Genomic DNA, 14120 nt, shown 5'->3' on the forward strand with positions numbered 1-14120 from the left:
CTCCGTTCAGCCCTCCGCTCGTTCCACGACGGCGGCCCATTCGTCCAGAAGTCGTTGCGCCCTGTCCGAATCAGGACCTTCTGCCCAAAGATGTGTGACCGCTTCGGCCGTGTCCGGCAGAACCAAGGCCCAGCTGCCGTCCGACTCGATCACCCGGACCCCGTCGGTGGTGTCCAGCTCACGGTCTTCCGCGGCCTCCACCACCGCGCGCATCACGCTGCCCTTGATCGCCCAGGGCGTGGGCACCGAACGGCGCAGCAGGTGCGCCTTCGGGATCGCCCGGTTGACCTGGGCGATCGGCCGGCGGGCTCGGGCCACCAGGCCCAACAACCGCACGAACGCGGCGATACCGTCACTGGTGGGGCTGAACTCCGGAACGACGAATCCGTCCCGACCGTCGCCGGCGAAGATGATCGTGTCGCTCTCGGCGCGCACCGCCTTGGTGAGTTCGTGTGTGGCGGTGGCCGTCCAGCGCACCTCGACACCGTGAGAGCGGGCCACCTGCTCGGCCACCCGGGTAGTGGTCACCGGCAGCGCCACCGTGCCCCCGCCCCGTTCGGCGGCCACCAGGTCCAGCACCACCAGCAACGCACGGTCGCCGTCGATCAGTTCGCCGTTCTCGTCCACGATGGCCAGGCGTTCGGCCACCGGGTCGAAACGCACCCCGAAGTCGGCGTTGGAGTTGGACACCAACTCTCCGAGCCGCTCCAGGTCACGCATCCTCTTGGCGACCGTGTCGGTGGGCGAGGCCTCGTCCAGGCGGTTGTTGACGGTGAGCACGTCCACACCGATCCGCCCCAGCAACGAGGGGAGGATGAGAGAGCCCGTACCGCCCGCGCAGTCCACGACCACCTTCAGCTCCGCCTCGGCCACACCGGAGGTGTCCACGTTGCGTAGGAGGTCGTGCGAATAGTTCTCCACGTTGCGGGCGAGGAAGGAGAGTTCACCGATCTCCCCTGGGAAGGCCCTGCGATACTCGGCGCGGGAGAAGACCCGGTCGAGCTTGCGTTGGGCGCCCGGCGACAGGTCCGCGCCCTCTCCGTCCAGGAAGATGATGTCCACCGACTCCGGATCACCCGGACTGGTGCGCACGACGATACCGCCGCTGATTCCGCTCTGAGAGGTGTGGAAACGCGCCACCGGCAACGGCACCACCTCCAGATCGCGCACCTCGATGGCGGCCGCGGTGAGCGCGCTGATGATCGCTCGTTTGAGCGTGCGCGCCGCCCGCGAGACGTCACGGGAGGTGGTGACCATCGCACCCTTTTTGAGGGTGGTGGCGTAGGCGTTGGCGAGACGGACCGCGAGTTCGGGCGTGATCTCGACGTTGATCAGGCCGGAGACCCCGCGAGGCCCGAACAGGGAGCGCTGGCCGCGCGACTCCCACACGACGTTGGTGCTGACCACCGCCCCGGCCTCGATGGTCTTGAACGGATAGACCTTGACGTCGTTGTGCAGATAGGCCTCGGACTCGATGACGCAGTCCTCGCCGATGACCGCGCCCTCCTCGACCCGCACGGCGGCCATGACGTCGGTGTTCTTACCGATCACGGCACCGCGCAGGTTGGCGCCGCGGCCGATGAACACGTTGTCGTGCAGCACGGTGCGGTGGGCGAAGGCCTCCGCGCGCACCACCGCGTTGCTGCCCACCACGGTGTACTCGCGAAGTTCGGCGCCGGGCTCGACCTTGGCGTAGTCGCCGATGTAGAGCGGGCCCTTGAGGATGGCCTCGGAGCTGACCTCGGCGCCCTCGCCGACCCAGACCCCGGGGGACACCTCGAAACCGTCGATCTCGACGTCGACCTTGCCGGAGAGCACGTCGGCCTGGGCGCTGAGGTAGCTCTCGTGGGTGCCCACGTCCTCCCAGTAGCCATCGGCGACGTACCCGTAGAGGGGTTCGCCCTCCTCCAGCAGCTGCGGGAAGACGTCACCGGACCAGTCGACCACCTCGCCCTCGGCGACGCGTTCGAGGACCTCGGGCTCCATGATGTAGATACCGGTGTTGACGGTGTCGGAGAAGACCTGGCCCCAGGTGGGTTTTTCGAGGAAACGCTGAACGCGCCCCTGCTCATCGACGATGATGATGCCGAACTCCAGCGGGTTCTGGACCCGCTTGAGACCGATGGTCACCTTGGCTCCGCGCTCCTTGTGGAAGCGGACCATGTCGGTGAGGTCGATGTCGGTGAGCGCGTCACCGGAGATGACGATGAACGGCTCGCCCCGTAGGTGTTCCTCCGCGTTCTTGACGCTGCCCGCGGTTCCGAGGGGGACCTCCTCGGCGACGTAGTGGAGCTTCATTCCGAGCTCCTCGCCATCACCGAAGTAGTTACGGATGAGCGTGGCCAGGAACTGGACGGTGACGACGGTCTCGGTGAAGCCGTGCTTGCGCAGCAGGCGCAGGACGTGCTCCATGATGGGCTTGTTGACCACCGGCAGCAGGGGTTTGGGCTGGTTGGCGGTCATGGGGCGCAGGCGTGTACCCTCACCACCCGCCATCACGACGGCCTTCATCATGGGTGCGGAGGGCGTGGCCTTCTCGTTGGGCGCGCTCATCGCCTGCCCCCCTGGACGGATGTACCGTCAGGGGCGGCGGGGGACGTACGTGCGGAGCACGCGCCGTCGCGCACCGTGGGACATGTTCTCATGACGGAGATGACACTCCCTTTCGATCCGACAGGACTCTGGTGAGCCGGATCGCCGGTGCCCTGGCTCAGGAACCGGTGTCGCCCTGCTTCTCGTGGCCCGGTCGGTCCGAGCCCCGTGGTGCCGCGCCGGGCTTGCCATCGACACTCGCCGTCGTGGTCGGATCGTGCCGTCCCGCGAACGGTCCGCGTCCGTCGTCGCTGTCCCGAGCTCCCGTGTCTGCACCTGCGGAATCAGCGCGTTCGGCGCGGCGGGTCTGATCGATCAGGCGTAGTCCCTGTACGGCGTAGAGCGATCCGGCCCACCAATACAGAGCCGTTCCCCAGAGGGCGAAGGCCCAACCTATAATTCTCGCCACATCCGCCACGATGGAGGCGTATTCGGCGACGAAGAGCAGTGGGAAGGAGTACAGCAGACACAACGTGGCTGCCTTACCCGCGAAGTTCACCGGCAGCGGGCCGTACCCGAAGTAGCGCAGCAATGGCAGGGCACCGAGGATGAGGACGTCGCGCAGGACCAGGATGGCCATCAGCCACCAGGGAACGATTCCTCGGACGACCAAACCCAGCAGGGCCGCGAAGATGTAGAGGCGGTCGGCCGCCGGGTCGAGGATCTGACCGAGTCTGGAGGCCTGGTTCCAGGCCCGGGCGATCTTGCCGTCCAGCCAGTCGCTAAGGCCGGCGAACGCGAGCACGAGCAGCGCCCACCAGTCCTCTTCGGGCCCCAGGACGAGCCATAGGAACAACGGAACGCCCAACAACCGGAGCATGCTCAACAGGTTGGGAACCGTCCAGATGCGGTCACTGACCACCGCGCCGGCCAAGTCGCCCCCCGCCTCGTGTCTGCCTTCTCGCGCGAATCGCCCCACGGCGCCCACGTTAGCCGGCGGGACCGTCATTCCCGCCGCCGCGCGCCCCGTCGTACCCCTATGGCCCGTCAGGACGATCACAGATCAATCGTATCCCGTACGGACCCATCTTCCGGTTCGTGCGTCCACCCCATGGGCACACCACCAGGCGAGATCACCGATGCCGCCGCCCCGACCCGCTCAGGACTTACGGTTCTCCCCGGTCTCCTCCTCGATCGGGTTCACCGGCCCGGTGTCCTTCATCGTCTCGGACAAGCCGGGCTTGGTGTGTTCCCGCCGCTGCTGAGCCCGCTGGGACTCCGGGCGCGCGTCCGTATCGGACTCGTCCATGGGCACCGACCGCAGGACGTCGTCGGGGCGGTCGTAGTCGACCGGGGGCATAGCCCTCAGCGCCCCCATGATCTCGTCGTCGGCGCCCAGGGAGGCCGCCCGCTCCAGGATCCGTTCCTTGTCGGCCGGAAAGGGCACCTGGCCCAGAATCGTCTTCAGACCCTCGACCCCGTGTTCGGTCCTCATGATGGTTCCCTCGTTCCTTGTTCGGCAGTGGCTCCATGACCCACGCCCGCAACGCTCCTGTTCAGGGGTGCGGGCTCCGTGAGGTCGCACTACCCGCCCGCCACCGGGCACAATCTCCCCCCAGGGGGACGGAGGCTCTCCGGGTCGTGCGGTGAGGGCCGGTCCGACCTCAGGTCGAGGACAGGATCCGTTCGGCCTCACGCAGTCCCGAGATCATGGCCCCGTGCACGGTCGCGCTGTGCTCGACGTCGGTGGCCTCCCCCGCGAAGAAGACCCGCTCTCCGATGGGCTCGCCCAGAGTCGTGCGGTCCTCGTCCCTGGCACCGACCGCGGTGAAGGAGAAGGCGCCCCGGGCGAAGGGATCCTCGGACCAGTGCGTCACGTAGTGGTCGATCGGGTCGGGCGCCTTCTTGAACATGCTCCGCAGCGAGGCCATGGCGTGCTCGACCACCTGTCCGTCCTCCATGCCTTCCAGGAGTCGCGCGGCGTCGCCACCGTTGCGGCTGACCAGAACCGGCACCCCGAACACGTTCTGGCCGGCGTACCAGTGGAACCAGGTGCCCTTCTCGGTGCCCAGGTGCACGATCACCTCGGCGTCCCCCCAAAAGACCTCGTCGAAGCGTAGGAAGAGTTTCTCCAGTCGGCCGTTGCCCAGACGTTCCAGGGACTGGCGCTTGTCGGGGGGAAGCGGTGGATCGAAGTCGACCCGCCCGCTTTGCAACACTCCAAGGGGCACGGTGACCAGGACCCGATCGGCGGTCAGGATCTCTTCGCCTCGCGGGGTGTCCACGCGTACCGCCGCGCCCTCGTCGTCGTGGGCGACGGCCCGCACCACGTGCTCCAACCTCACGTCCAGCCCTCGGGCCAGATGGTCGGTGAGCCGGGCCATGCCATCGGGGAAGACCACGTCGTCACCACTGAACTCGTGGGTGCTTCCGACCGCGGAGAAGGCGATGTCCTCGGCGGCGGCGCCGTGGTCGGCCTCGGCGATGCGGTGGACGATCTCGGTGGCGTCCCGGGCACGGGCCCGGACCAGGTTGACGTCGTAGAGGGCGTGGTCGATGCCCTGCTCCATGGATTCCTCGGGGCCGGCGCCGACCGTCGCCCAGAACATGTGCTCTTGGAGGAGGTTGACGTCCTCCATGTTGCGGCGGTGCCGATCGAACAGTAGCCTGCGCCCCTTGGGGTCGTAGGCGGTCTCGGTGGAGCGGTTGAACGCGGCGGTTCGGATCCCCACCTTCTCGACCAGGCGCGACAGGGGGTTGCTCTCCGAACCCCGCATCCAAGAGGCGCCCACGTCCAAGGTCACCCCGTCCCAGGCGGGCACCGAGTGGATCCGTCCACCGATGCGGTCGCGGGCCTCCACCACGGTGACCCGCTCACCCCGTTCGGCGAGCAGGTCCGCGGCGGCCAAGCCGGCCATACCGGCCCCGACGACGAGGGTGTGACCGCGTCCGGCCTCGGCCCGGCGGCCACGCGGCTGCGGCGCGGTGGTCTCCTGCGGCTCCCTCTCCTGGCCGCCGACCTCTTCCCGGGTGTTCTTCCCGTTCACGTCCTCGGTCATCACGTTCCCCCTGCTCATGTCGGCGGCCGAGCAATGCGACCCTAAGCTCACGTCCCGTCCGGCCCCGGGGCGACACACCAAGGGCGGCTCGGACACGACTTCGAAAAAGGCCGGGCATCACGGCCGCATCGGACACGAGTACGTCGTGCGCGTGGAAAAGAATGATGGCGGTGGTCGACGCTCTTCCGCCGACCACCGCCCAGGTGGTGCTCCCTTCCCGGGCCGAGGGCCCACGGGCAGGGACTGACCATGAGGCGCCGTCCGTCCTCCGGCGCCCCTCGAACAGAAAACCTAGCGCGCGAGGCTTTCGGTTTCCTTTCGTCCCCTTCGGAAGGCGGCCCGGACGGCAGCGCGATGCGCCGGGTGCCCGAGGGCACCCGGCGCGCGACGGCGGACCCGCTCAGCTGGTGGGCTCGTCGTCGTCCTTGTCGAACTCGATCCGTTCCTTGCGGCGCTCGCCCTCGACGTGCTCCTCATGGGCCACGTCACGCTTGCGCACACGGACCTGTTCCACCGGGACCTGCTTCCTGGAGACCACGGGGCGCTCCTCGTAGAGCGTGAAGGTCTCCTCGTCCTCCTCCATCGAGCCCTCGTCACTCACCTGGGAAGGATCGGTGATCGGGCGACGCTCCACCTCCAACTCGTCGTGGTGCAGCGGAACGGTCTCGTCGAAACGCTCGCTCTCGACGGTCTTGTGCATCCGAGCCTGGCCGCTCTCACGACGCTCGACCCCGATGTCCACTTCCTCCTCGCGGCGGACCACCGAGATCTCTTCCTCGTCCTCGCCGGTCCGGCCCCTGAGCCGTTCATCGCTCCCGTACCCGGCCCCCGCCGCGGTGTCGGTGCCCATTCCACCCGGGGTCCCGCGCAGGTATTCCTCCTGTTCGGTCCCCATCGCCTCACCCTCGCGGGGCCCGGCGAAACGGTCGCTCTCTCCCCTGCCCTGGAGGGGCACCTCAGCGTGTCGGTCGAAGTGCTCGCGCACGATCGCCTCGTCCTCGGGTGAGACGTGCCGATCGGCCTCCACCCGCGGGGCGTCCTTGACCGTCGCCTTGTCATAGGGGACCTGGATGTCCTCCTCCACCGGCTGCGCGCCCTGGAGCGGCACCAGGGTCTCCTTCATCCCGAACAGACCGGTGTGGACCGAGACCCACGTCGGTTCCCCCGTCCTGTCATCGAGGAAGACCTGCTTGATCTTCCCGACGTTGCTTCCCTCCGAATCGAGCACGTGATGTCCGATGAGGTTTTCCGGTACGAGTTCACTGGCCACTGCGCAACCCCTTCCTGGTTCGCGGGAGGCGGGGGTGTTCGCCTTCTCCGATCACCCCCGCCCCCTACCCCTGGCAGAGGCCGCTATCTTGCTTTGAACAGGACTTATACGAATATGGACCGAATCCATTCCCGGGCTTGACACCCATGGAAAGGACAGTGGGTCCGTATGGAAGCGCCTTTGACCTCCTGCGGATCAGCAGGTGTCGTCCCGGCTGCCCTCCAATACCACGTCGCGCACGATCGTGTTGATCGCGCACGGCCGCTCGGTGATCGCGCTGTCGATCACGGTGAGGTTGGACAGGGTGACCCCCGAGGTGTTGGCGAACTCGTCCCGGGCGGCGATCCGGATGTCGCCCGGTCCCCGCACCGTTCCGCCCTGGGCGGCGATGGTCACGTTGTGGCAGTTCTCGATGAGTACCGCGTTGCTGCCGGTATCGGCGATGTCGACCCGGTCGATGACGGCACCGCCGCTCTCGGACACACAGAAGATCCCGCGTCCGCCGCCCCGGGCGCGGACCTCGCCGACCCTGATGTTGGCGGGGTAGGCGCCTGCGACCCGGCCGTTGCGGTTGGCCATCCGCAAAGCGGCGTACCCGGTGCCGGTGCCGGCGTTCTGGGCGTCCACCAGACCGATGTCGGCGTTCTCGGTGTCGTTGAGCAGCAACCCCGAGTAGCCGGTGTTCCGGGCGGTGACCGTGCCCACGGTGAACCCGTCGACCCCGTAGGTCTCCACGCCGTGGTTGTCGGTACCCGAGACGTAGACGTCGTCGATGCTGATGTCGCGGGCCATGCGCCCGGAATCGTCGTCGCGGCTGTCCACGCGCATGCCCAGCCCGGAGGACAGGCGCAGGCCGATCTGGCCGAAGTGGACGTTCTGGGCGCTTTGCACGAAGACCCCGAAGTAGGGGCTCCCGGTCAGGGACAGGTGGGGGACGGCCACGTCCTGGACGTGGCGGATGCGCACGGCGGCGTGGTTCGCGGCCACCGGACCGGTGACGTCGATGGTGCCGCAGACCTCCAGCAGGGTGTGGGAGGGCAGGTCCAGTGAGGTATTGGCGGGCATGGAGCCCGAGCCGTGGACCACGACGCCCTGCTGCCGGGTGCGATTCGGATCCAGGGAGTCGACGGCGGCGCGCATGGCCGCGAGCATGTCGCCGCCCTCGTGGATGGTCTGCCCACCGGCGCGGACGGTCCAGCCGGATCCGTCCTGGACGGCTTCGGCGTGGTAGGTGCCCGAGCCGCACTCGGCGGCGGGGGTCTCGGAGATGGCCACGGGNNCACGGGTTCGGCTTCGGTACCCGTGGGGTTCATCGTCGCGATCAGGCCGGTGCCCAAGACCAGGGCGGCGGTGGCGACCAGGGCGGTGTGGAGGGTGCGCCTCTCACGGCGGGGGCTGGCGTGTCGGGGGTCCTGCATGGGTGCTTCTCCTGTACTGGCCCCGAAGGGCCGAGCGGGGACAAGGGAGCGCTCCGAGTTCGGGAAGCTAGCACGGAAAGGGCTTTCCCGATACCATCCCAAGCGACCCGCTGTACGCGGAGACGAACACCCTTTCCGGCAACGGCATCGGCAACGGCAACGGACCTTCGGCCGGGACAGGTGGCCTGGCGGGCGTCTGGGCGGGCACGGCCGGGGCATTGGAGCCACCGAACCCGCTCACCCCGGCCGCCCAGTCCCCACCCCCTGACTCGCGCATGGCCACGGTTCGACCCGTACAGGCACCAGCACCGAGAAGCCGAACCCTATGGCATTTTCACCCCGCCCCACGAACAGATTATTTTAAGATCGCCACAAACCAGAACCGCTGACGCCGTACACCAATATCACATCGTATACAATACGAAAAAAGCAAGGGAAAAAGTAAATAAAACTATCACTGATATAACAACACGGAGACTTCTTGGGGTCCTTTTCCCAATTCCCTCGATAAAAAACTCACCAGCATCAACGAAAAAGACAGGACAAACATAGAATAGAGAAATAAAGTCAACATGATCTCTTCTCAAAGCAGGATTAATAAATCAAATACCAGCGGCCCATCTCGAATGCTGAACTCAAGAAAAGACAATACAGGGCGGACTGAACTGAGGCAAGTGATAACACGAAGATCTCACCGTTCAAACATTCTAGCCACCAACTTCACCTTCCATACTGACTCGCGTCTCGATAGAGACAATAACCACTAGCAATAATCCCACCCACAGTGATCACTGATCCCGTGACGATAAAGCCAGCAGGCCCTCCTGCCCAGGAGACAGCCAAGAGGCCGGCTCCGGTCGCCAAGGTCATGGGGGGGTTCGGTCACTACAACCGACGCCGGTATCACGCAGGGACTCGCCCAACCCCGTGACCACCTGTAGCAGGTCTTTCCGTTGTTCTGCCCACGCACACGGGGACGCGCGCACCGAGGAAACCAGGCAGAGGTGAAGGAATCCGGCCGGCCACCGCCGGAAAGAGGTTTGAACCCCAGAGGGGTTCGGGCGAAGCCCGAAGACTTGAGGCCCCGACTACGCCTCCCCCTTTGCCAACAGCCGCCGAACCGCCGTCGCAGCGAAACGGGTCAAGGTCACCAACCAAGCAATATCAGGACACAACATCGCTTTGACGCGCGTAGTGGAGACGGCCACAATCACGCGGCGGGAAACGGGGAAACCACCCACACCTGTTCGACTACCGATGAACTCTCTACCTACGCCCGCAGCCGACCACCCTGGCTGACATACGCTGTCGGGATTGGATCCTCTGGTTCGGACGGGGCGGACACGACCGAGCCCACCCCGGGTGTTCGGGGCGGGCTCGATGTGAGGCTTCAGGCTCAGGCGGCCTTCAGGGAGGAGACGAAGGTGTGCCATTCGGGGGAAGCGAAGAAGAGGTGACCCTGTTCGGGCCGCTTGGAGTCCCGCACGTAGGCACCCGAGTCGACGTCAGCCACCTCGACACATTCTTTACCTGTACCGCTATAGCTACTGGTACGCCAGCGCGCCGCCTCGACGCAGTTGTCGCTGTAGGACGACTTCCGGAACACAAGGTCTCCGACCAGGGCTGCCCACCTCAAGCCTCGACTTCACCGTCTACACAAGCTTGACAGACCCTCTGGAACTCAAGGCGGAAACGAAGGTGCTCCACTCAGCAGAGGAGAAGGACAGATATCCCAGTTCAGGCTGTTTGGAATCACGTATACCGCCTTCCCCAGATGTGAAGTGAGTGACCTCCACACAATCTCCGCTCACCTTGGAATAGCTACTCTTGCACCACTGAACTCTCACATCTCACCTCAGCGCATTGTACAGACCAGCTTTGGTCTTCGCGTCCCCATGGGCTTCCATGCGCAGCTTATCCAGTACGCACAGATGCTCCTCCACTTCATGCGGATCGTCCCGAAACAGAACGCTCTTGTGCTGCTCCACATGCACAACACTGAGGGCTCCGACATCAAAGACGGTGAACGGACCGATCTCCATTGCCGCGTGGGCACCCACCTCATAGGGAAGCAGTTGAACAGTGATGTGAGGCTCTGCCATGAGCGCGAGTACGTGTTCGATCTGAGTGCGCATAACAGCCGCCCCTCCCACCAACCGATGGATGGCGGCCTCATCGATGATGACCCAGGTCTGCGAACGATTACTCGACCAAACTCGTTGGCGCTCCTGCCGAACACCGATGAGCCGGTCGATCTCTTCCTGATCGACATCAGCCATGCGGCCAGCAGCCAGAGCCCTTTGATAGTCCTCGGTCTGGAACAACCCGGGGATGTGGATGGCGTCGTAACGCTGGATTTTACGCGCGGCACCCTCCAGGCCGATAAAGGTGCCGTAGTCCCCCTTGATGCCATACCTTTGCCACCAGCCCGACTCCCGTGCGCGTTCGCGCAGTTCCAGGTAGCGGCCGACCTCACCATCCGGAACTTCGTAGTACCGCAACAGGGCCTGAAGGTCCCGACGCCGGGGGATCGCCCCACTTGGGTCCTCCCACCTGGTGATGCTGCTCGGCGCAACATCGATGGCCTTGGCCACCCGATCACGTGGCCTGTCGTTCCGAAGCTTCGCCAGCTCTTGGGCCAGCTGCCAACGCCCCACAGTCGGACTCTTCATGCCTGAAGCGTAACGAGAACAGCCCTATCCACCATCGTTATTTTTTGAAATGCACCTTGCACATGGACTATCCATGATGAACTATGTCACTGCGGGGAGCCACCCACCTCCACAGCGCAACCAGTCGAGGTTGGGCGATCCCTGACACAAAACGGCCCTGGCCGGGTGCTGACACACCTGACCAGGGCCTGAGCCCACAACCTGTTAGGAGCAGGTGAGGACCTAATGCACGAGCGTAGTACCCCTATGCCTCGAACCTCTCGGCGGCCCGAGCTTCGGCGCTACCTCGGTCGTTTCCCCGGCGAACCGGCCTGTGTCAAGGACGCGCGCGACTGGCTGTCCAGGCGCTTGAATCTGACCCACGTGCCCGCGTCCACCACCCACGACGCCCTGCTGATACTGAGCGAGCTCGCCACGAACGCCCTGCTGCACTCCCCCGCCGGAGCACGCGCCAGGGCGTTCTTCGTCTCGGTCTTCGTCTCCAGGAACTGCCTGCGCGTCTCCGTGCACGGCGGCGGTGACACCTGCGTTCCGGTCCTGCGGCCGGTCCAGGCGGATCCGGAGGCCGAGCACGGCCGGGGTCTCTTCCTCGTCGACTCCCTGTCCACCACCTGGGGCGTCGAACCCACCCGCCAAGGCCAAGCCGTCTTCTTCACCCTGGACTGGGACCGGCGAGAACACGGCTCGTTCGGCTCCACCCAACGAACGTCGACCGTCCCTCGGCCCCGCAGGCCCCTGCGCCACCTGGGCGGGTGGTGACCCGTGGCCGGTTACCACCTCTACCCCAGCCAAGAGCTCCAGAAGTTGCGCGCGGACTTTCCCGACCACCTCATCTGCCGGCTCCACGACCATGCGGGACGGCCGATGTTCGTCGCCACCCTGGCCCGCCGCTGCTGCCCCTGCCCCGCCGACCTGGTCACCGCCACCGACCTCGCCGAACTGCGTCGGGCCCTGAGCCCTGAGGGGAGGCGCGCGCAGTGATCATCTTGGACAGGACGCCACGCACCGAGGTCTTCCCCCGTTGGCGAAGCCCCATCGGTCACCCTGGGCACACCACCGTTCCCCGTCCTCGTCCCGTGCCCGAGAGCGGCACGGTACGTCCGAACGGGTTCGCGACGCTGCGTGAGCGGGGCTGGACCATCTGGTTCGGCCGGCACACCCGCCAGTACTGGGCCGCGCACACTCCAAGCATGCGCCTGGTCTACACGGACAGCGCCGAGGAACTGCTCGGCGTGGTCGCCGCAACCTCGACCGCACCACCACGCCACTAGAACCCCGCTGAACCCCGTGGTGCCGCAGCCCTCCCCAGGCTGCGGCGCCCGATTTCATCGAGGCCGATTCCACGTGGAGGAGAGTGGTCCTACGAGGTTTTCGAGAAAGAGCATGGTGGACTGGAGCCCATGAGCGAAGAGAGCGACATCAGCGGCGAGAGGCCCACCCCTCTCACCACGTTAGGAGACTTCTTAGCGGCGGTGGACATCAAACGGCTGGTGCGTGCGTCACGCGAGAACGATGGGGACGAAGTGGAACGGATCCGCAGAAGGTACGTGGACGACTAGACCAGACGTGGCCAAAAACCTTATGGGGCAAGGCTTCCGTGTTATTTTCAAGGCCCAGGATCGTTCCTCCCAGGCCCGAACGGAGAGCCATGGAACTGGAACTGCTCGCCACTGATGACAAGTCGGGTGGTAAGGGCTGTCCCTCCGTCTACGTCACCGACACCGGCGAGTTCGTTGTTCAGGGGACCGGCCTCGCCGAAGCGGACTTCGCGAAGTTGGCCAACCCCCTCCCTGGAGAGACCGCCGTACGCATCTCTCCCAAGGTCGTGTTCGCCGCCCTCGAACGGTATCGGCGGAGGACCGTGTGACCTCCCTGCACATCGCTTCCCGTCCGGTCGAGGAGAGCGAGTTCCATCGTTTCTTCGAGGAATGTCGCTACACCGCCTTTCGGTTGGAAACCCTCCAGGTCTACGACGTCGGCTATGAGCAGGAGGCGTTCCACCGTTTCCTGTCCACCGGAGAGGTGATCACCACCCACTCCCAACAGGAGTGGAACCGTATCGTCGGCGGTAAGCGCAGCTTTCGCCGCGTCCACGTGGTCACCGAACCCCTCACCGACTACCTGCGATTCGAATGTGTGTCGGCCTACCGCGCCAGCGTCCAAGCGGGCGAGGACGTCCGTGTCATACCCACCGAACCGGGATTTTGGCCCGAAGGCATCCCCCGGTTCGACTATTGGCTGTTCGATTCCGAGGTCCTGGTTCGCATGAACTACGAGCCCGACGGGACCATGCTCGCCCCCGAACTGATCTGCGAACCCGAAGAGATCGTGCGAGCCAACGTCATCCGTGACAGAGCCCTGTACATGGCCACGACCTTCCCCGAGTACGAGCAACGCTTCGACGCCGACATGCGACCCCTGTGACCGACACCGACAACCGCAGAACCGTCAACACGGTGCACGGCGCCCCCAAAACCCTCGTTCAGGCGGGGATCGTGCACGGTGATGTGCACATCACCTCGGGCCCGGCCCAGTCCCCGAACGTGCCTCGTCAGCTCCCTTTGCCCACCAACGGTTTCGTGGACCGCAAGGCTCAACTTCGGCGATTGGACGAACTGGCCAGGGATGCGGCCACGAGTGTGCCGATCGTGATCCTGGCCGGCCAACCCGGTGTGGGCAAGAGTGCGTTGGCCGTGCGCTGGGCCCATCACGCACGCCCCCATTTCCCAGACGGCGACCTCTACGTCAACATGCACGGCCATACGTCCGGACCTCGCGCACAAGCCTCCCAAGCCCTCGATACGGTCCTGCGGGCACTGGGGGTCCCCACCGATCGCATCCCCTTGGACGTGGATGCTCGATCGGCCCTCTTCCGCTCCGAGGTGCACGGCAAAAATCTGTTGCTCGTCATCGACGACGTGTTCGACGCGGCCCAGGCTCGTCCTCTCCTGCCCTCATCGCTCGGATGCATGGTCGTGATCACCAGCCGAAGCACGCTGTCCGGGCTGGTGGCACGAGAGGGGGCCCAACGCCTACCCCTGAGCGTGCTACCCCAGTCCGATTCACTGGACCTGCTGCGAAACACGATCGGGGCTCGGGTCGACTCCCAGCCACAGGCGGCCCGGAGCCTGGCCGGCCACTGTGCACACCTGCCTCTGGCTCTGAGGGT

15 protein-coding genes are annotated in these 14120 nt (G+C 65.7%); 6 read left to right on the forward strand and 9 right to left on the reverse strand.

Annotated features, from left to right (window positions below; all coding sequences use genetic code 11):
- Window positions 1–6 precede the first annotated feature (6 nt).
- The 9 genes from D472_RS0112945 to D472_RS0112985 all read right to left on the reverse strand — a co-directional run bounded on the left by D472_RS0112945 (window position 7) and on the right by D472_RS0112985 (window position 10951).
- On the reverse strand, window positions 7–2511 hold the full coding sequence (locus D472_RS0112945) for a mannose-1-phosphate guanyltransferase (protein ID WP_026117647.1): 2505 nt from the start codon (window positions 2509–2511) through the stop codon (window positions 7–9).
- 199 nt (window positions 2512–2710) lie between these two features.
- Entirely contained in the window at window positions 2711–3466 is a 756-nt protein-coding gene (locus D472_RS0112950) for a CDP-alcohol phosphatidyltransferase family protein (protein ID WP_017604910.1), read from the reverse strand.
- A 225-nt stretch (window positions 3467–3691) separates the two neighbouring features.
- On the reverse strand, window positions 3692–4027 hold the full coding sequence (locus tag D472_RS0112955) for a DUF2795 domain-containing protein (protein ID WP_017604911.1): 336 nt from the start codon (window positions 4025–4027) through the stop codon (window positions 3692–3694).
- 169 nt (window positions 4028–4196) lie between these two features.
- Complete coding sequence (locus tag D472_RS0112960) at window positions 4197–5591, reverse strand: flavin monoamine oxidase family protein (protein ID WP_017604912.1); 1395 nt, start codon at window positions 5589–5591, stop codon at window positions 4197–4199.
- A 400-nt stretch (window positions 5592–5991) separates the two neighbouring features.
- Window positions 5992–6861: a PRC and DUF2382 domain-containing protein gene (locus D472_RS0112965; protein ID WP_017604913.1), complete on the reverse strand. Its 870-nt coding sequence runs from the start codon at window positions 6859–6861 to the stop codon at window positions 5992–5994.
- A gap of 195 nt (window positions 6862–7056) precedes the next feature.
- A complete protein-coding gene (locus D472_RS25430) occupies window positions 7057–8136 on the reverse strand; it encodes a hypothetical protein (RefSeq protein ID WP_017604914.1) in 1080 nt (359 codons plus the stop codon).
- Window positions 8137–9675: 1539 nt separating this feature from the next.
- On the reverse strand, window positions 9676–9885 hold the full coding sequence (locus D472_RS27145) for a DUF397 domain-containing protein (protein ID WP_051045995.1): 210 nt from the start codon (window positions 9883–9885) through the stop codon (window positions 9676–9678).
- A gap of 46 nt (window positions 9886–9931) precedes the next feature.
- On the reverse strand, window positions 9932–10126 hold the full coding sequence (locus D472_RS27610; RefSeq protein WP_026117648.1) for a DUF397 domain-containing protein: 195 nt from the start codon (window positions 10124–10126) through the stop codon (window positions 9932–9934).
- Between the two features lie 3 nt (window positions 10127–10129).
- Entirely contained in the window at window positions 10130–10951 is an 822-nt protein-coding gene (locus D472_RS0112985; RefSeq protein ID WP_026117649.1) for a helix-turn-helix domain-containing protein, read from the reverse strand.
- Window positions 10952–11176: 225 nt separating this feature from the next.
- On the opposite strand from D472_RS0112985, the gene D472_RS25435 reads away from it, so the two are divergent.
- From D472_RS25435 to D472_RS0113020, 6 genes are all read left to right on the forward strand, one after another.
- Window positions 11177–11710, forward strand: coding sequence for an ATP-binding protein (locus D472_RS25435; protein ID WP_239642965.1), 534 nt, complete (start codon window positions 11177–11179; stop codon window positions 11708–11710).
- A gap of 3 nt (window positions 11711–11713) precedes the next feature.
- A complete protein-coding gene (locus tag D472_RS0112995; protein WP_017604918.1) occupies window positions 11714–11932 on the forward strand; it encodes a hypothetical protein in 219 nt (72 codons plus the stop codon).
- Entirely contained in the window at window positions 11929–12222 is a 294-nt protein-coding gene (locus tag D472_RS25440; RefSeq protein ID WP_017604919.1) for a hypothetical protein, read from the forward strand. Before D472_RS0112995 ends, D472_RS25440 begins: the two co-directional genes overlap by 4 nt.
- Window positions 12223–12599: 377 nt before the next feature.
- Window positions 12600–12818, forward strand: coding sequence for a hypothetical protein (locus D472_RS0113010; RefSeq protein ID WP_017604921.1), 219 nt, complete (start codon window positions 12600–12602; stop codon window positions 12816–12818).
- Window positions 12815–13375: a DUF6879 family protein gene (locus tag D472_RS0113015; protein WP_017604922.1), complete on the forward strand. Its 561-nt coding sequence runs from the start codon at window positions 12815–12817 to the stop codon at window positions 13373–13375. Before D472_RS0113010 ends, D472_RS0113015 begins: the two co-directional genes overlap by 4 nt.
- Window positions 13372–14120 (forward strand): NB-ARC domain-containing protein (locus D472_RS0113020; RefSeq protein WP_026117650.1); only part of this gene is annotated, 749 nt, incomplete at its 3' end. The genes D472_RS0113015 and D472_RS0113020, both read left to right, overlap by 4 nt.

The organism is Nocardiopsis alkaliphila YIM 80379, assembly GCF_000341005.1.
Lineage (GTDB): Bacteria > Actinomycetota > Actinomycetes > Streptosporangiales > Streptosporangiaceae > Nocardiopsis > Nocardiopsis alkaliphila.

Excerpts from the sequence above, each read along its gene's own strand:
- D472_RS0112985 (WP_026117649.1), bottom strand. The coding sequence starts at position 10,951 with ATGAAGAGTCCGACTGTGGGGCGTTGGCAGCTGGCCCAAGAGCTGGCG.
- D472_RS0112960 (WP_017604912.1), bottom strand. The coding sequence starts at position 5,591 with ATGACCGAGGACGTGAACGGGAAGAACACCCGGGAAGAGGTCGGCGGC.
- D472_RS25435 (WP_239642965.1), top strand. The coding sequence starts at position 11,177 with ATGCACGAGCGTAGTACCCCTATGCCTCGAACCTCTCGGCGGCCCGAG.
- D472_RS0113010 (WP_017604921.1), top strand. The coding sequence starts at position 12,600 with ATGGAACTGGAACTGCTCGCCACTGATGACAAGTCGGGTGGTAAGGGC.
- D472_RS0112955 (WP_017604911.1), bottom strand. The coding sequence starts at position 4,027 with ATGAGGACCGAACACGGGGTCGAGGGTCTGAAGACGATTCTGGGCCAG.
- D472_RS0112945 (WP_026117647.1), bottom strand. The coding sequence starts at position 2,511 with ATGAAGGCCGTCGTGATGGCGGGTGGTGAGGGTACACGCCTGCGCCCC.